Raw genomic sequence first — 17,451 nt, forward strand, 5'->3', positions numbered from 1 at the left:
ATATTTTTAGTGTTTTTTATAACTAAAGTTAATTTTTAGTTTTGTTTTTCTGGGTAAACTGAAACAAATTTTCTGTTTCTTTTGCTTTCATATTTTACATATCCATCAATTTTGGTAAATAATGTATCGTCACCACCACGTCCAACATTTAATCCAGGAAAAATTTTTGTTCCTCTTTGACGATAAATAATTGAACCAGCTGTTGCAAATTGACCATCACCTAATTTAGCACCTAATCTCTTACTATGACTATCACGGCCGTTCTTAGTGGAACCACCAGCTTTTGTTTTTGCCATTTTCTAGACCTTATCCTTGAATTGAAGTAATTTTAATACGAGTATATGGCTGACGGTGACCTAGTTTTCTTTTGTGAGTTGATTTTGCATTGTGACGATATACAATAATTTTTTTTGATTTTCCTTGTTTTTCGATAATACCTGATACTAAAGCATTTTTAACATAAGGTTGCCCAATTTTTCCATTCACAAGTAACACTTTGTCAAATGTTACAGTAGAACCTTCTTCACCTTCAATTTTTTCAATGAAGATAGTTTGGTCTTCCTTAACTAATAATTGTTTACCACCTGTTTCGATAATTGCAAGCATGCAATACCTCCGAAGTTGGCTCGTCTGGAAGGTGACATAAAGTACTTAAAAAAACCTTTTTAGAACGGTTACTAAAGAGTAACTTTTTTATTATACACAACTTTTTTAATTTAATTAAAAACTTATATATTTATTTAAATTTAAAGATGTCTTACTATCAGCTACTTTTGAATTATCTCATTTAAAAGTTGAATTTTTATCTTTAATTTCTCCACTTACTGAAAGTGTTGATTTAATCAATCCAACAATAGGTGCAATAACATTAATTAATGCAGGAATTGCCACAAGCAATGATGAAATGGCAAAACCTGGTTGAAAATATTGCAACTGCTCTGATTTTACTAATTCTAAATTACTAATTTTCATATTTCTCCTTTCATAATTGAAATAAAAAAAATTTAAAAATAAAAGAAAAAAAATATAAACATAAAAAGCTTATATTTATTTTTTAAAAAATTTAAATTCCTTTTACTGATCGACAAATTTGGTATTAAATGAACCAACAATATTTGAAACTGGTGAAAGAGAAATTCAAATATCTGAAGATAAAGTTTTTAAATCATAAACTAAATTTTTAGTTTCAAGAAGCAAAACTACTGTTTCAATTTTATATCCACGTTTTCCTGTAAAACCTGATTTGTATGTTTCAATTCTATATCCATGTCAATATTCAATTAATTTAAAATAAGCTAAAACTTTGGTAATATCTTTAGTAACAATTGTCATTTTCATTTTTTTATACTTAGGATAAATAATTGACACAACCAAAGTACTAATTAATATATATAAATAAGTTGAAATTTCACGCACTCCAATAAAAATTTGACTATTTGAAGCTTTAACTGCCAAATTTTTATACTCAAACAATCCTATTCCTTTATTTGGAGCAACTACCCCTCAAATAATTAAAAAAATGGTAGCTGAAATAAAACTAAAAATTGACAAAATTGATCCAATAGATTTTTTTGACTTAGTAACAAAGTAATAAGCAATAATATCAGTTCCACCAGTTGAACCACCTGCTTTTCAGGAAATTGATATTGCAATTCCAACAAAAAAAGCACCAATTGCACAATATACAAAAAATGGTCATGTTTTTCCTTCTTCATTTCACAATTCTTTAGCTGAATCAATAATATCTTTGTAAGAATTAAAATTTTGCTTTTCCTTTAATTTTTCAATTTCTTCATTAGAAAAAGGAACTAAATTAATTGATGAAGTGATAAATTCAAAAATAGGTTCATAAGTAAAAATTAAATTAGCAACAATCTGACTAATCATAAAAATAAAAGTTAAAATTAGAAAACTTTTTTTAATTTTCTTTCAAAAAATTAAAAATAATGGTAGATTTACTGCTAAATATATCAAAGCAAAATAAGGGCGAATTTCATTGAACAGTATTTGCAATAAAGTTGGAATTCCAGTTCATCCTGAAGGAATTGTTTCACCTCGAGACAAAAAAATTTGAATTGAAAAATTAAACACAAAAGCTGAAATTATAACAAAAATAACTTTTCAGTAATATGTTTGGACTAATTCTTTTCAACTAAAATTAGCTTTTTTATTATGGATAAAAAAACTACCCATTCTGTATTTTAAAATTTCTAATTCTTTTGTAATATCTTTATTTATTTTACTTTGATCTAAATGAATTTCTTGTGTTTTTGATAAATTTTTTATTTTTTTTTCATTTTCTTTTGAATTATTTAAATCATTTTGTGTTTGATTAATTAACATTTATTTTTTCCTTTAAATTAATTAAAAATGTTTAATTAAAATAAGATTATTTTAATATGAAAATAATTATAAAAAAATATTTAAAAAAAATAATAATTTTAATTAGCTATTTGTTAATTTTGAATTTTTTAAATTTAAAATTAAAATAATCATAAAAAATAAAAAAAATACAATGAAATCTTAATACTAAAAAGTGTATCAATTGAAATTGAGAACAATAGAATTTATATTCTATTAAAATAAAAACTTTGACAAATTAATGAAAAACTTGCTTTTAAAATATTTAAAAATTACTTTAACTAATAAACTCAAGAAAAACAATTTTAACTGGTTTAAAAATTCTACTATTATTGCAAACAATAGATAATAATTTAAATATTTCAATACCATTTAAAATGGTAAAAAATTTTATAATTGTTTATATATACATATATAAAAAGTACTTCTCTATAAAAATATAAATTATAGTGAAGTACTTAAATTTTCAATTTAAAATTAAAGTAGTTTTTATGACTTTATTTTTTATTTTTACTAATAATTTTTCAAGCTCTTCTTGATTTTTGTAATTTACTAGAACGACGAGCTATTTTTTTATTAGTATTAATTATTTTCAATTTTTGATCGTGTGACTTTAATTCAGCAATAAGAATTTTTTCTTCAAACTCTTGCTCTTTTTTTTCTCTATTTTCTTGTTTTGTTTCTTTTACAAAAGAAATTACAAAATAAACAATTAATAAAATAATTCCAGTTATAATGACTACATCAGCAAAATTAAATGTTCCATCTAAAAATCTAGAATTTTTTGTAAATGGAAAATAAAATATGTCTTTAACATGACCTTTAAATAAAATCCGATCTAATTCATTTCCTGAAGATCCTGCAGCTACAAGTGCAAGTAAAACAATTAAAAATCAATTTGTTTTTTTCATAAAAAAAGTCGCTGAAAATGAAAAAAGAACTACAATGATAGAAATAATTCTAACAATTCATAAAGGAATATTTCCTATTGTTACTCCTCCATGCCAAATACTTCTAAAACCAATAATTTTTCAATCAATTCAATCACTTTTATTTATTGGAAAAATTTCTTCTGCTTTAATTTTTATTTCATTACCTTCATATATAATGGGAACTTTTTCATTTGCATCTAATTTAAAAATATCTCCATGATTGAAAATAAAAGTTTTTGTTAGTTGATCAATTAATAAAATAGTGGTAAAAATTAAAATAAATACACTAAAACGAATAAAAATTTCTTTTTTATTTTTAATTAAATGTTGTTTTAAGTTAAATATTCAATTATAAATTCGTTCTTCAAATTCTTTATTTTTCATCTTCAAAATTCATTTCCTTTACAATTTGATAACACACTTGGCAAAGATTTTCATTTATTTGATTAACATAAAAATGATTTCAACATCTCAAACATTTTTCTGAAACAAATTTTTCTACTTTAAATTGATCTGAAAACTCAATATCACCAACTGAAAATAAATTTTTTAAATTTAAACTTTTTATAAAATCAGAAGGATTATCTAAATACAATTTTAATTCATTTGATCGCTTTACTTGTTGTGATTGAATTGCTTGTTCAATTAGTAAATTAACTTTTTCTCTTAAAACAAAAAATTCTTTAAATTTAGTAAATATTTCTTCATTTATATTGTTTTCACTTTTATAAAATCTCTCTAGAACAATTGATTCTTCTTTATTTTCTTTTTCAAAATATGAATAAGCTTCTTCAGTTGTAACAGGTAAAATAGGACTTAAGGAAACAAGTAAAAACTCAGCAATTTGATAAAGATTATTTAAAATCATCAATCTTTCAGGATCATTTTCTTTTTTTGTATAAAGAATATCTTTAATAATTGAAAGATAAAAACTTGAAATTTCTACAACATAATTGTTAATAATTTTAACAACATTAATAAACTTATATTCATCATAAGCTTCAAGCACTTTATTTTTAATTTGTTTAAGTTGTTCATTAATATATAGATGAATTCCTTCAAAAATTTGTTCTGAGTTAAATTTATAGTCTTTAATATTAGCAAGTAAAAAACGAATTGTGTTTCTTAATTTACGATAAATTTCACTGTTTTGATTTAAAATTTCTTTTGAAATTGATATATCATTTGAGTATTCGCTATTTGCCACTCAAAGTCTTAATATTTCAGCACCATAATTTGAAACAATTTCAGAAGGTGTAATAGTATTACCTTTTGACTTAGACATTTTTTGATTTTTTCCATCTAAAACAAATCCATGTGACACTAAATTTTTAAATGGTGTTTGTTTATTTCATGCAACTGCATTAATCATTGATGAATTAAATCACCCACGATATTGATCACTTCCTTCTAAGTATAAATCATAAGGAGGTTTAATATTGTCAATATCTACTGCAATGGAAGAAACTCCTGAATCAAATCAGACATCCATGATATCCATTTCTCTTGTATAACCTTTGTTTTGATGATTTTTAGGAAGAAGTTGATCAGTTTCTCATTCAAATCAAATATCACTTCCTTTTTGCTTAATTAATTCAATTACATGATCAAAAATTTCTTCTTCAATAACTGGTTCACCAAATTGATTGTAAAAAATTATAATTGGAACCCCTCAAGATCTTTGACGAGAAATAGTTCAATCATAACGATTTTCAATCATATCATATAGACGTTTTTTTCCTCAACTTGGATAAGTTGTAATAGCATTTTCAATTTGATTTAAAATTGTGTTTTTTATTTTATCAATTGAAACAAACCATTGTGGAGTCCCTCTAAAAATAATTGGCTTATTAGTTCTCCAGTCATGAGGATATGAATGTTTTAAGCGACTAAAAGAAAGCAAATTTTCTCCTAAAAATTCTGAAATTTTTTTATTTGCATCATCATAAAACATTCCATCAAATTCAGTATTAGTTTTCTCAATATAACCTTGATCTGAAATATGCATAATCATATTTAAATGATATTTTTTCCCAATTTGAAAATCATCCTCTCCAAACAAAGGAGCAATATGAACAAGTCCTGTACCGCTTTCAACAGTTACATGATGTCCATAAACCACTGGAGCTTGTTGCTTTAAAATTGGAGTTAAGTAAAACACTTCAATTAATTCTTTACCTAAAAAACTTTCAACAATAATATGATTTTCTCATTTTAAAATTTCAACAATACTATTTAAAAGTGATGAAGCCACAATATAGTAATTTTCATTTACTTTAACTTTAACATATTCAATGTTTTCACCTAAAGCAACTGCAGCATTCGCAAGTAATGTTCATGGAGTAGTGGTTCAAATAATTAAATTATCTCCAACATTAACTTTTTTAAAATTAGAATCAGTCACCTTAAGTGATACATAAATTGATGGAGAGATAATATTTTTATATTCAACTTCAGCTTCAGCAAGTGCACTTTGTGATGAAGGAGATCAATAAACAGGTTTAAGTCCCTTATATACCAATCCATCTAAAACCATTTTTTTAAAAAGTTTTAATTGAGCCGCTTCATAATTACTATCTAAAGTAACATAAATTTGTTCAAAGTCAGTTAATAAATTTAATAATTTAAATTGATCTTTTTGTTTTTGAACTTGTTCAAGTGCATAATTGGCTGCCTTTTTTCTTAAATCAATTTTTGAAATTTGGTCCATTGTTAAGTTTGAATCAGTTAACATTTTATGCTCAATTGGAAGTCCATGAGTATCTCATCCTGCAACAAATGGAGAATAAAACCCACTCATTGATTTATAACGAACTACAATATCTTTTAAAATTTTATTTAGAGCATGTCCAATGTGTAAATCACCATTAGCATATGGAGGTCCATCATGTACTATAAATGGAACATTTGTTTTATTGCGCTGTAAAAGTTTTTTATAAACCTGTTTTTTAATTCATAAATCATGATATTTTGGTTCTTTAATAGTTAAATTAGCCCGCATTTCAAAGTCGGTTTGTGGCATTTTTAAGGTTTTTTTATAATCTATCATTTTACTCTCCATTGTATTTTTTTAAACATTCTTCAGAACTTTGTTTTTGATTTGTTTTTACATAATGTTGATGATTAGGAAGAATTCTCTTAAATCCAGAAAAAATAAATTTCTTTGGGTATTTAACATTCTCATTAGTAATTCCATCAATTGTTCAAACAGTGTTAATTTCTATGCTATTTTGAAGTGGATATTGAAAAACTCCTGTTATTACTGAGTTGTATTGATTATTATTTTTATCTACAAAACTGTTTCCCTTTATAAAATTCATACAATCAAGAGCTTCTCCAGTAAAATCTTTTCGAGAACTATTTTGAAATGGAAAATATATTAAAGGTTTAATTTGATCATAACTAGCATTATTAACTGCTTCATGTATTTGTTTTTGTAATTTAAATTCTTGTTTTTTTTGAGAACATGAAAGAAAAAATAATGGACTAATCATAGTTGTTAAAATAGTTAAATTCCTCAGTAATTTATACATTTTGATTCCTAAATTAAAATATTTTTTAAATTATACTAATAAAAAGAAAAAACACTCTTTTTTAATTACTGGTTTTAATAGTAAGCAAAAAAGAATGTTTTTATGGTGGCCCCGGCAGGAATCGAACCAGCGACACACAGAGCTTCAATCTGTTGCTCTACCAACTGAGCTACAGGGCCATAATGGCGGTCCAGACGGGGATCGAACCCGCGTTCTCCTCCGTGACAGGGAGGCGTATTAAACCACTTTACCACTGGACCATTGGTTGCGGAGACAGGACTTGAACCTGTGACCTTCGGGTTATGAGCCCGACGAGCTGCCAACTGCTCCACTCCGCTATAATTAAAATCAAAAGAACACTTAAATTTGGCGGGTGATGAGGGATTTGAACCCCCGCGGGCCGTGAAGCCCCTGCTAGTTTTCAAGACTAGTCCCTTCAGCCAGACTTGGGTAATCACCCACATGGTGGACCCAACAGGACTCGAACCTGTAACCAACCGGTTATGAGCCGGTTGCTCTAACCATTGAGCTATAGGTCCATAAGAACTGTTGACATATTTGGTAGCACCGAAGAGATTCGAACTCTTGACCTTCCGGGTATGAACCGGATGCTCTAACCAACTGAGCTACAGTGCCATAATGGTGGAGAGTATGGGATTCGAACCCACCACCTCCTGCGTGCAAGGCAGGCGCTCTAGCCAAATGAGCTAACCCCCCAAAAAAATGGTGAAGAAGACAGGATTTGAACCTGCGACCACTACGTCCCAAACGTAGCGCTCTGCCAAGCTGAGCTACTTCTCCATATGCACAAAACCAATTTAAATTAGTGCATAGTTATTATATAGCTTTTTAAAAAATTAAAAAGTTTTTTTATTTATTTCTGCTTGCTAAGTAATTATAGCACAACTAGCAAAATAATTATATAAATTTATTTTAAAAAATTTAACTTATTTTAAATCTAATTTGATTTTATTTAGTAAATTAATGAATATAAAAAACAAAACACACAAAAGTGTGTTTAGTTATTAAAATTTAAAAAGTTATTTTATTTGATAACCTTTTTTGGTTCAGTAAATTAAAATTTGCTTAATTGTAGGATTATGTTTAAGATTTTCTAAATAAAATTCTTGATATCAATTTAGACTAAAAAATGGAATTTTTCCTTGATAAATAGCTAAAATACCCTGGTAATCTCAAACTATTTTAATATTTTCATTTAATTCAAATTCAAAAGTATCATTTTTAGACATTTTTACAATTTTAAATTCATCTAAATAAAATTGAATTTTTCTTTTTTTCATTAACTCATTAAATTTTTTAAAATGATGATCACCATTGAATGAAAAAATTATTTCTTGATCAGTAAAATTATTTTTTTCAATCATATCATCTAATGTAGCAGTATGTTTAATAACAAAATTAGAAATTTTATAACTGAAAATGTTTAGCATTTTTGGAATTAATCAATACCCATTGCTAGTTTGATTAATTTTAATTGTTTTAATTGTTTTTTTGTATTTCATTTTATTGTTTTAGTAAATTTAAGTTAATAAAATTAGCTATTCCATTTTCATTGTTTGATAAAGTTTCAAAAGTGCTATATTTTTTAATATCAATTGCACTCTGACCCATTGCAACTGAATATCTAGCAACTTGAAACATAGATACATCATTGTACTCATCACCAAATACAATGGTATTTTCTAAACTAAAATGATAATTTTTCGCCAATCATTGTAAAGCATTACCTTTTGAACAATTTTTTGGCATCACATCGATAACATTACTTTGTGATTGTAATAAATAAATATTTTTAAAAAATTGTAATTTGTTTTTAACTAATGTAATTTGTTCTGAAGTGCAATCTTCTTTAATTAGCAAAAATTTAATAATTTGGTGTTTTTCAATGTCAAATTTTTCAGCTTTGTTTGTGCTAAAAAAATCAATTTTAAAACGGTGTCTGGGTTTTTTACTTGCAAGAGTATTTTTAAGTCAATTAAATCATCTTGGGATATGATTTTCACGAGTAAAACCAATCATTTGTTCTGTTGTATAAATTAAAAATGTAATATTATATTTAATTAAAATATCAAAAATCATTTTAGTTGTTTGAACATCAATTGGATTGGCAAAAATAACTTGGTTTTGTTTAAAATCAAAAACAATTGAACCATTACATGCCACAATTGGAAAATCAATATCAAGTAATTCTGCTTCTTCTTTTGCAAAATAATAAGGTCTTCCAGTAACAATAGAAATTTTTTTATTTTGTTTTTTTAATTTCTCAAGTGCAATTAATGTTTCTTTGGAAATGGTTTTATCACTTTGCAACAAAGTTCCATCTAAGTCAAAAAAAAGATTGTCAATTTTATTTTCTAAATTATCTAGTTTTTTGTCCATAGTAAGCATTTGGTCCATGTTTACGAAAATGGTGTTTGTCTTGAAGTGTTTGATTTGCTTGAGTTTTATTTGGATCTATAGTAATAGTATACAGTGCCATTTTGGCAATTTCTTCTAAAGTTAAAGCCAAATTAACTGCATCAATTGGATTTTTTGTTGATCAAACAAATGGCCCATGTTCTTTAACCAAAGTTGCCAAACTTGATTCAAAACTAATGTTGTTTTTAGTGAAATGTTCAATAATTACAAGTCCTGTATTGTGTTCATATTCTGTATTAATTTCTTGATCTGTTAATTCACGAGTGCATGGAATTGATCCATAAAAATTATCAGCATGAGTAGTTCCAAAACATGGTATTGATTTTCCTGCTTGTGCCCATCCAACAGCAAATGGTGAATGAGTGTGTACAATTCCTTGAATGTTTTTATTTTGTTTGTAAATTAATGTGTGAGTTGGTGTGTCACTTGATGGATTTAATTGCGAATTAATAATATTGTTATTCATATCAACAACAACCATATCATCAGGTTTCATAGTTTCATAACTTACACCGCTTGGCTTAATAACCATATATTTACGATCTTTAGTAATTCCTGAAACATTTCCTCAAGTATGAATTGCTAATTTATATTTATAGAGTAACATATTAGCTTCATAAACAGATTCTTTTAGCTTTTTAATTTCCTGATTATTCACCTTTGGCTCTCTTTCATTGATCTTTGTAAAATTGCATTGCTTTTTGTAATTTAGCAATATTTTGTTCATTTGTTTCATCTAAATGATTTTTAGATCACATTTCAATTAAAATTGGTCCTTGGAAATTAATTTGTTTAATTGCTTTTAAAGTTTTCACAAAATCAACAGTTCCTTCACCTCAGGGAACTTCTTTAAATTTTGTTGGCGTTGTATCTTTAAAATGAAAAGCCACAATTTTATTTTTCCCTAACATAATTTCATTTTCAATATCTTTGGTAAATTGATTTAAATTTCCAATATCTGGATAAATATAAAAATTTGGCATATTAATTTCGTTTAAAAAAGTTAAACACTTACTAATAGTTCCAGCAAATGTAGTATCCATTGTTTCAAAGGCTAAAGTAATATTATACTTTTGTGCAAGAAATGCACATTTTTTCATTCCTAAAATAAAATTTTTTCGTGTTATAGAATTTGCTTTTTCATAATAAACATCATAAGCTGCTATTTGAATTAAACGTATTCCTAATTTTTTAGCAAGTATTAAAGCTTTTTCCATAATTTCTAAAGCTTTAGCTCTAATCTTAGGATCATGTGACCCAAAAGGATATTTGCGATGTGCACTTAAACACATTGAATTGAAATAAAAATCTTTTTCAATTAATATTTTTTTTAATTGATTAATTTGTTCATTTGATCAATTTAAACGTTCTAAACGAAAATCTGATTCATCAACACTAAACTCAATAAAATCAAAACCAGCTGCTTTTGCAATATCAATTTTTTGTTCTCATGAAAATTTATTATTTAAAGCTTTTTCATAAATTCCAACAAAGCGAGATGATTTAGGTTCAGTATTTTTTAAATTCATTTTGAAATTCTTTTGCTGCCAATTCTGGGTTTGCAGCATCTCTAATTGATCTCCCAGCAATAAAAATATAGATTGGAATATTTTTGAAAAGTTTAATATCTTCAACAGAAACTCCACCAGTAACTGTTACTTTAAATCCTAAATTTGCTAATTTAGAAACAACATCAATATCTTTTTGTCCTCAAGTAACTCCTACAGCTTGAGCATCTCTTGCTCTATGTCAAACAACTTGAGTTACTCCTGCTTGTTTTCAAGCTTGTACTTGTTCTCAAGTGAAATTAGAAGTCATTTCTACTTGAATTTCTTTATCAGGACCATAAGTTTTAGCCAAATCAACTAAATCCTTCATAGTAGCAATTTCACCAGCACAAATAGCTGTAATATAATCAGCACCATTATCAAAAAACATTTTTCCAAATATTTTTCCTGCATCAGCAATTTTTCCATCAGCAACAATAATTTTTTCAGGAAAAGCTTTTTTTAATTCTGAAATTGCTTTTTTACCTTCTGAAGCTAATAAAATAGTTCCAACTTCAATTACATCAATATATTTTCTTGCTTTTTGTGCATCTTTGATTGCTTGCTCTATTGTTAAGTTATCTAAGGCTATTTGTAATAAAGGTAATCTCATAATCCTCCTTTTTAAATTTAAATTTTAAGTTAAATATTTTTGAAAGTCAATTTTTTCAATAATATCAATTACTTCTTCTTTTTTTGCAGCAAGAGCAATTTTATTTACAACTTCTGGATTTTCAAACACAGCAATAATTTGTGGTAGAGCTTCAGAAGTATGAACATCAGCGCTTGTTGCAGCAAGAGCAATTAACACTCGAACTGGTCGTGGATCATTTTCAAAATATACAGGTTTAGTTAAAGTTACAAGTGAAAATGAATTTTCTAATACTCCAGCATCACTTTGTGCATGTGGCATTGCTAAATTATCAGCAATAATATAATATGGACCATGTTCTTTGGTGGAATTAATTACTGCATCATAATAACGAGGTTCAACTAAATTTTTATCAATTAATGGTTTAATTGATAAATAAACAGCTTCTTCTCAATTTTTTGCACTTTGTTGCAAATTAATTGTTTTATATTTTTTTAAAATATCAAGTAAATTAATTTTCATTTTTACAATCCTAAAGCTTCTTTGAGAGCATTTCTAATTTCATTTTCATCCATTAAATTAGTAACACCCACAATTTTTGCTTTTTGTTGATGATTAAATTCGCTTGATAAATGTTTTGAAGAAATGATAATATCAACACTATTAGTCATTCCCTTTGATTGACCCATTGAAAGCGCTTCAACTGAAGCATCAATATTTAATTCTTTACATATTTTTTGAACTTTCAATTTAATAATCATTGAAGTTCCCATACCATTGCCGCAAGCAGCAACAATTTTTAAAGGTCCATTCATATTTTTCCTTTACAAAATATAATTTTTGTTTATTGTTTTAAGGTAGGATTTAATTTAAATAAACTTTGTAAAAAAGTCTTTTTAGTTTGAATTCCTGTGTCAATAATTTGTCCAATTGCTAGCATTGCAATAATTGAAACTACAATAACAATTCAAGCAAAAATTGAATTAAATGATGAAATAATCATTAATACACCAAAGAACAAGGTTCAATCAGCCATTCCAATGTATCCAGTTGCAACTGGGTTGATTACATTAAGAGCTTCAAATGTTACTTTATTATTTGAATCTTTAATTGTAGTTGTCAATCTTGCAATTTCAGCGCTATTAACCTTTGCAATTTCTTCAGGAATTGCTGAAGGGGTTGCATTTGAAACTAATCTAAGTGCAATTGATACAATTAAAACTTCTGCAAATCCAATTATTCCTGGTAAAAGTAAAGCTGCTCTAAATCCTCCTGAAGCATTTGCATATACTCCTAGTGATCCTGAGTTAAAAAATAAAGTAATAAACAATGGAATAGTAATTGATATAAAGTTTTGTTCTGGAATTAATGAAAGTCCAATTACAAGGCCAACTGCTAAAAATTGTCCAATAACTCCTGAAAGAAATCCATAAGTTACTGAATTAATTGAAAATCCATACACAGCAGCAACATCAACTGCAACTACTGAGTTTGGAATAATTTTTTCACTAATACCATGGAATGATTGTTGAAGTTCAGTAATAAACATTCTAACTCCTGTTATGATTGCAATCAATGAAGCAACAATTCTAAGTGATCCACCTAAAATTATAAATAAGAAGTTAGAACCACCAAATACACTATTTCAAACTTTAAGATTTTCAGGTTTGAATCCAGTATATGTTTCATTTAAAATTCCACCTTTGCTATTAATAATTAAAATTATAAATAGCACTAAAAATAAAAACAAAATAATAATTGTTTGAGTAAAAATATTATCTTCAAAAATTTTTAAGTATGAAGGAAGTTTTTTATTTTCAGCAGAATCTTCTTTTGTACCAAAGAAACGCCCTAATTTATAAGTGGTTGCAATAGCAAACATTTGTTGATGCCCAACAGCAAATCCGGCATCTTGAGTTACTAAATTAGTTGCTTTTAAAGTTGATGAAGAAGCAACACCTCAATAAACTCCAAGGAAAAGTCCTGAAATTAAAACTAATCCAATTTGTTCTCCAGCTGTTTGTAAGATCCCCCCCCTAAATAAAAGAATATAAAAAATAGTTGTTACAACTGCTGCTTGTTGCAACATAACATGCCCTGTTACCATAATTGAATTTACATTGGTTATTTTTTTAAGTAACACTAAAATAATATTCACAATAAATCCAACAAGTAAAGCAAATGACATAAGTGATGTTAAATCATTACCTAAGAAAAGTAAGTTTTTTGATCCTAAAAATTCATTTGCATTTGCTAGAGAAAAATAAGGATCAAGAGGAACAACATTTGAACCACCAATTTCTTTTATGTTTTCAAATACTGGTTTTGCCATTCCAACTAATGTACCTGCTCCAATTTGGAGTAAAATAAATCCAATAATGGTTTTTAATGCGCCAATAATTGAATCTTTGACTCCTCTTCCAATTGAAAGATATCCAACTAAAGTTAAAGATCCTAAAAGAAGAGGTGTCTGTCTAAGAAAGTTGTCTAAGTAAACAACTTTAATTAAGAAAAAAAATGCTGCACTAAAGGCTTTTGAACTTCAAGGCGCAATGTTATTTCCTGGATTTGCAATTTTAACTAATACAGTAACTAAAATAATTATCAAATTAGCTAAAAGAAATCCAAGTCAAGCAAAAAGCATTCTTTTTCTTGATTCTTTTTTAAACAGTGATTGCATTATCTGCCTTTCATTTTGTAAAAAAATAAATTATTTAACTTTTAAAACCTCTTTAAGTTCTAAAACACGAGGATTGACTTTTGATAAATCAAAAGTTCTTTTTTCATCAAAAGTTAAAATTTCTCTTGGGTTATTAATTAAAATATCTTCAATTGCTTGTTCATTAATTCCAACTTGTTTAAGAAGTGGTAAAAAACGATCAAATAAATAACCAAGACCAAAAGTTTGTTTTCCTTTTTCAATTCCGTAATGTCTTTGGTAAAGAATTCTTCCGGCATCAAGAGATAAAGTTATATGTTTTTGATATCCTTTATCGACTAAATACTTAATATTTTCAGCTAAAGTAGCATCAGTGTAGTATTTAACACGATCTGGTCCATCAAAACAAAGAGTTACTCCTAAATCCTTGATAATTTTTTCATAGTAATATTTATCAGGATTTTTATTTAAATGTGAAAGTTGTATTTTTCTTGGATTTGCACCAAAATCAATTAAATGTTGCGCTGCTTCATAAGCCATGGTTCCAAGTTGTGTGTGCACTAAAATTGGTGCTCCAGTTTCAATACTTGAGCGAGCTGCAATTTCAAGTGATTTTAATTCAAGTCTATCAATTGCTGCATATCCAGTTCCAGCTTTAATAATTCCAGCTTTTGATTTTGAACGTTTAACAACAGGACCTGAATAATTTAATTCATCCATTCCTTCTTCAATTTCAGCTACAATCATTTTAACAATATCATCAATTGGAGCAAGCGAAAGTCATGAAGCACCTTTATCATAGAAAGCTGCTTTGTGAAACCCAGTTGCCATAATAATGTTAGCTTTTCCTCTAAGTTTTTCAGCAATTTCTAATGTTTTGTATACATCTCTGCCCACATTAGGTGGATCCATAGTAACCAAAGTTTTTCCACCTTTTAAAATGTATTCATTCATTTCTTTAACAGCGGCATCAACTGACATCATAACAAAATCAGGATGTTCATGTGCCTCAGGGCCATAATTTTTAATTAAATGATCATGACAATCAGTTATCCCTAACTCACTGGGGTCAATGTCCCCTAAAACTGTTCTTGCAAATTTTCTCATCTGCCTCCTTTTTAATAGTTTTAATGTTTATATTTTAGTTAAATATTAAAAAAAATAATAATTTTGCAAAAAGTTTCCACTTTTTTAATATATTTATATAAATGTTTAAAAACAAAATTAGATTTAGTTAAAATAAAAAAAGATGCATCAGCATCCTTGTTTTTTATACAAAAAATAATTAATTTGTATTTTTAAAATCATGTAAATATTTTTCAATTGCTTGATTGAATATTTCAAAATAATCAGACTGATCAATTAAATCAATTTGTTTGTATAATTTATCAATCTCATCTTTTATTTTTAGATTTGATAAATTAGATATTTTGTTGTACATTTCTTCTTTTTTGTTTAATTCTAGAAAAAAATTATAGTAAATATCTAATTCTAAAATTGAATTAAAAACTTTGGTAGTAAAAAATGTATTCATAATTTCTTCAAAAAGATTTTCAACTTTTTGATAATAACTTTTAAAATTTTCAATTATTTCTTTTAATTTGGAAAAATTTTCAATTGATTGAAAATTTTCTTTTTTAAGAGAATTAATTTTATTGTATATTTCAAAAAAATTATTTTTAAAATTACTTAAAATTCATGCATTCCCATGTTTTTTATTTCAAACTAAATAATAACCAGCTAGAGCCTCCTTTGAAGTGGGTTCTCATTTTTTCTTTAAAATATTGGTTTCAATTTCTCTTGCAACAGTGAGATTAGTTTCAAGTGCTGCTGTTGTAAAAATATAATCATTTTCTGGTATTTCAAATGAAGATAAATTATTGAATTTCTTCATTTCTTCATAAATAGAATTTAATGAATAATATAAATATGTTAATGATTCATATTTTTGTTTTAAAACTTTTGTTTTTAAATTTTCAATATACTGTTCAAATTCTTTAAATTTATTTTGAAAAGTATATTTATTGAAATTTATACATGATATCCCAACTAAAGGTAGATAACAAAAAATAAATCCACTAACAAATAATAATGTTAAAGTTTTTAGTTTTTTCATTATAAAATTTTGAATAAAAAATAAACTAGAAAATAAATTTTATTTAATATATGGGATTGCAAATTTAACATACTGATATCCTGAAATAACACTAATAATAGCTCCAACTGAAAGTAAAATATTATTTAAAATAAAGTAACTTAAATCAACATAGTAATTGTTAAATGATGTACTATCTAAAATAATTGAACTAATTAAAGTGCAAATAATAACAATTGAAATATAAAAAGTTTTTATCTTTCCAAGTTTTGATGCTGCAATATCAATATTTTTACTCACAAGTAATGTTCGGGATCCATCAACAATTAAATCACGAATTAAAATAATTGCCACAATAGGGAGTAAGTAAAATTTTTCAGTTGTTAAAAAAATTAGAGCTACCAAAGTAATCATTTTATCAGCTAAAGGATCTCATAATTTTCCAAAATTTGAGATAACATTTCATTTGCGAGCTAAATAACCATCTAAAAAATCACTAATCATTGCAATGATAAAAATAAATAAAAATATATATAAAAAATAAATTCTTATTGATTTAGATTCACTATCTATTAATGATGATAAATAAAAATTATTTTTTTGCAAAATATAAAAAACTGTCAGTATCACAATTGATAATAAAGCCATTATAATGCGAAAAATAGTTAATAAATTAGGGATTTTATTCTTTTGTAAAAATTCTTTATTTAATTTCATTTTTCTTTCTCATTTCAATTCGATTATTTATTTGAAAATTATAACTATTTTGCACATATTCAATTTCCTGTTTAACTTTTTCTGAAGATAAATCCACTTCAATAGTTTTTAACTTATCCTTAAAGTAGTCAATTAAATATTCAAATTTATTTTCTCATAAATTGGCTTTAGCATCTTTAAGTGCTGAAATTTTTAATACAAAATCACTATAATTTGGATTTGACAAAACATATCGCTTGAATTTATCTCGTTGAACAATATCATTTAACAATGCATTTGCTGATAAATTAATATCACTCATTTTAACAGATCCTATACTTACTTGAAAATTATTAAGCTCATGTTTAGTTAAATTAATAATTTCGTTAATTTCTACAATTAAATAATTTACATATTCACGTGAATCATTTTCAAAAGCATCTGATTCTCTTTTTTGCTTGCGTTTTTTTAATTTATTGTTTATGTTCTGTCAAATTACAAATCCTAAAACAGCTAAAACTAAAGCTCCTAAAATAATATACACAAAAAGATTATTTCCACTAAGAAAATTCATATTTCTCCTTTAAATAATTATCA

General features: G+C 26.1%; 19 protein-coding genes and 8 tRNA genes. All 27 read right to left on the bottom strand.

From position 1 onward, the window contains the following. Nucleotides 1-35 precede the first annotated feature (35 nt). The 27 genes from rpmA to U744_RS0101455 all read right to left on the bottom strand — a co-directional run bounded on the left by rpmA (nucleotide 36) and on the right by U744_RS0101455 (nucleotide 17,428). Nucleotides 36-296 (bottom strand): 50S ribosomal protein L27, encoded by a 261-nt coding sequence (gene rpmA / locus U744_RS0101315; protein WP_025755311.1) that lies wholly within the window; start codon nucleotides 294-296, stop codon nucleotides 36-38. A gap of 10 nt (nucleotides 297-306) precedes the next feature. Then, nucleotides 307-606, bottom strand: coding sequence for a 50S ribosomal protein L21 (rplU, locus tag U744_RS0101320; RefSeq protein WP_025755312.1), 300 nt, complete (start codon nucleotides 604-606; stop codon nucleotides 307-309). A 114-nt stretch (nucleotides 607-720) separates the two neighbouring features. After that, a complete protein-coding gene (locus U744_RS04135) occupies nucleotides 721-972 on the bottom strand; it encodes a hypothetical protein (RefSeq protein WP_025755313.1) in 252 nt (83 codons plus the stop codon). A 102-nt stretch (nucleotides 973-1,074) separates the two neighbouring features. Further along, entirely contained in the window at nucleotides 1,075-2,343 is a 1,269-nt protein-coding gene (locus tag U744_RS0101330; protein ID WP_025755314.1) for a YitT family protein, read from the bottom strand. A 515-nt stretch (nucleotides 2,344-2,858) separates the two neighbouring features. Beyond that, complete coding sequence (locus U744_RS04140; RefSeq protein ID WP_025755315.1) at nucleotides 2,859-3,677, bottom strand: signal peptidase II; 819 nt, start codon at nucleotides 3,675-3,677, stop codon at nucleotides 2,859-2,861. Beyond that, nucleotides 3,667-6,342: an isoleucine--tRNA ligase gene (ileS, locus tag U744_RS0101345; protein WP_036431693.1), complete on the bottom strand. Its 2,676-nt coding sequence runs from the start codon at nucleotides 6,340-6,342 to the stop codon at nucleotides 3,667-3,669. Before ileS ends, U744_RS04140 begins: the two co-directional genes overlap by 11 nt. Nucleotide 6,343: 1 nt before the next feature. Beyond that, the gene (locus U744_RS0101350; protein WP_025755317.1) at nucleotides 6,344-6,826 is read right to left on the bottom strand and encodes a hypothetical protein; all 483 of its coding nucleotides are present in this window, start codon (nucleotides 6,824-6,826) and stop codon (nucleotides 6,344-6,346) included. Between the two features lie 103 nt (nucleotides 6,827-6,929). After that, nucleotides 6,930-7,005, bottom strand: a tRNA-Phe gene (locus tag U744_RS0101355). A 4-nt stretch (nucleotides 7,006-7,009) separates the two neighbouring features. Beyond that, a tRNA-Asp gene (locus U744_RS0101360) sits at nucleotides 7,010-7,086 on the bottom strand. A gap of 2 nt (nucleotides 7,087-7,088) precedes the next feature. Further along, nucleotides 7,089-7,164 (bottom strand) — tRNA-Met (locus U744_RS0101365). Nucleotides 7,165-7,193: 29 nt separating this feature from the next. Beyond that, nucleotides 7,194-7,286 (bottom strand) — tRNA-Ser (locus tag U744_RS0101370). 3 nt (nucleotides 7,287-7,289) lie between these two features. Then, nucleotides 7,290-7,365: transfer RNA gene (locus tag U744_RS0101375), tRNA-Ile, on the bottom strand. Nucleotides 7,366-7,385: 20 nt separating this feature from the next. Beyond that, a tRNA-Met gene (locus U744_RS0101380) sits at nucleotides 7,386-7,462 on the bottom strand. A 4-nt stretch (nucleotides 7,463-7,466) separates the two neighbouring features. Beyond that, nucleotides 7,467-7,543: transfer RNA gene (locus U744_RS0101385), tRNA-Ala, on the bottom strand. 7 nt (nucleotides 7,544-7,550) lie between these two features. Then, nucleotides 7,551-7,627: transfer RNA gene (locus U744_RS0101390), tRNA-Pro, on the bottom strand. Between the two features lie 239 nt (nucleotides 7,628-7,866). Then, nucleotides 7,867-8,349 carry an MPN499 family protein gene (locus U744_RS04145; protein ID WP_036431696.1) on the bottom strand — a complete coding sequence of 161 codons (483 nt, stop codon included), beginning with the start codon at nucleotides 8,347-8,349 and terminating at the stop codon, nucleotides 7,867-7,869. Between the two features lies 1 nt (nucleotide 8,350). After that, nucleotides 8,351-9,226 (bottom strand): HAD family hydrolase, encoded by an 876-nt coding sequence (locus U744_RS0101400; protein WP_025755318.1) that lies wholly within the window; start codon nucleotides 9,224-9,226, stop codon nucleotides 8,351-8,353. Then, the gene (locus U744_RS0101405) at nucleotides 9,207-9,872 is read right to left on the bottom strand and encodes an L-ribulose-5-phosphate 4-epimerase (protein ID WP_281170169.1); all 666 of its coding nucleotides are present in this window, start codon (nucleotides 9,870-9,872) and stop codon (nucleotides 9,207-9,209) included. Before U744_RS0101405 ends, U744_RS0101400 begins: the two co-directional genes overlap by 20 nt. 43 nt (nucleotides 9,873-9,915) lie before the next feature. Beyond that, entirely contained in the window at nucleotides 9,916-10,794 is an 879-nt protein-coding gene (locus tag U744_RS0101410) for an L-ribulose-5-phosphate 3-epimerase (protein WP_025755320.1), read from the bottom strand. Further along, the gene (locus tag U744_RS0101415) at nucleotides 10,769-11,425 is read right to left on the bottom strand and encodes a 3-keto-L-gulonate-6-phosphate decarboxylase UlaD (protein WP_025755321.1); all 657 of its coding nucleotides are present in this window, start codon (nucleotides 11,423-11,425) and stop codon (nucleotides 10,769-10,771) included. The genes U744_RS0101410 and U744_RS0101415 overlap by 26 nt, the downstream gene beginning before the upstream one ends. Before the next feature lie 24 nt (nucleotides 11,426-11,449). Then, nucleotides 11,450-11,926, bottom strand: coding sequence for a PTS sugar transporter subunit IIA (locus U744_RS0101420; protein WP_025755322.1), 477 nt, complete (start codon nucleotides 11,924-11,926; stop codon nucleotides 11,450-11,452). A 2-nt stretch (nucleotides 11,927-11,928) separates the two neighbouring features. Then, the gene (locus tag U744_RS0101425; RefSeq protein WP_025755323.1) at nucleotides 11,929-12,219 is read right to left on the bottom strand and encodes a PTS sugar transporter subunit IIB; all 291 of its coding nucleotides are present in this window, start codon (nucleotides 12,217-12,219) and stop codon (nucleotides 11,929-11,931) included. Nucleotides 12,220-12,248: 29 nt separating this feature from the next. Next, nucleotides 12,249-14,084, bottom strand: coding sequence for a PTS ascorbate transporter subunit IIC (locus U744_RS0101430; protein ID WP_025755324.1), 1,836 nt, complete (start codon nucleotides 14,082-14,084; stop codon nucleotides 12,249-12,251). A gap of 30 nt (nucleotides 14,085-14,114) precedes the next feature. Next, nucleotides 14,115-15,170, bottom strand: coding sequence for a phospho-furanose lactonase (locus U744_RS0101435; protein ID WP_025755325.1), 1,056 nt, complete (start codon nucleotides 15,168-15,170; stop codon nucleotides 14,115-14,117). Nucleotides 15,171-15,348: 178 nt separating this feature from the next. Continuing rightward, on the bottom strand, nucleotides 15,349-16,179 hold the full coding sequence (locus tag U744_RS0101445) for a hypothetical protein (RefSeq protein WP_025755326.1): 831 nt from the start codon (nucleotides 16,177-16,179) through the stop codon (nucleotides 15,349-15,351). A gap of 39 nt (nucleotides 16,180-16,218) precedes the next feature. Beyond that, complete coding sequence (pgsA, locus tag U744_RS0101450; RefSeq protein ID WP_051449491.1) at nucleotides 16,219-16,875, bottom strand: CDP-diacylglycerol--glycerol-3-phosphate 3-phosphatidyltransferase; 657 nt, start codon at nucleotides 16,873-16,875, stop codon at nucleotides 16,219-16,221. Further along, nucleotides 16,862-17,428: an MHJ_0274 family protein gene (locus U744_RS0101455; protein WP_025755328.1), complete on the bottom strand. Its 567-nt coding sequence runs from the start codon at nucleotides 17,426-17,428 to the stop codon at nucleotides 16,862-16,864. The genes pgsA and U744_RS0101455 overlap by 14 nt, the downstream gene beginning before the upstream one ends. Between the last annotated feature and the right edge of the window lie 23 nt (nucleotides 17,429-17,451).

Origin of the sequence: Mycoplasmopsis cricetuli ATCC 35279 (genome assembly GCF_000526955.1) — a bacterium.
GTDB classification, from domain to species: Bacteria; Bacillota_I; Bacilli_A; order Mycoplasmatales; family Metamycoplasmataceae; genus Mycoplasmopsis; species Mycoplasmopsis cricetuli.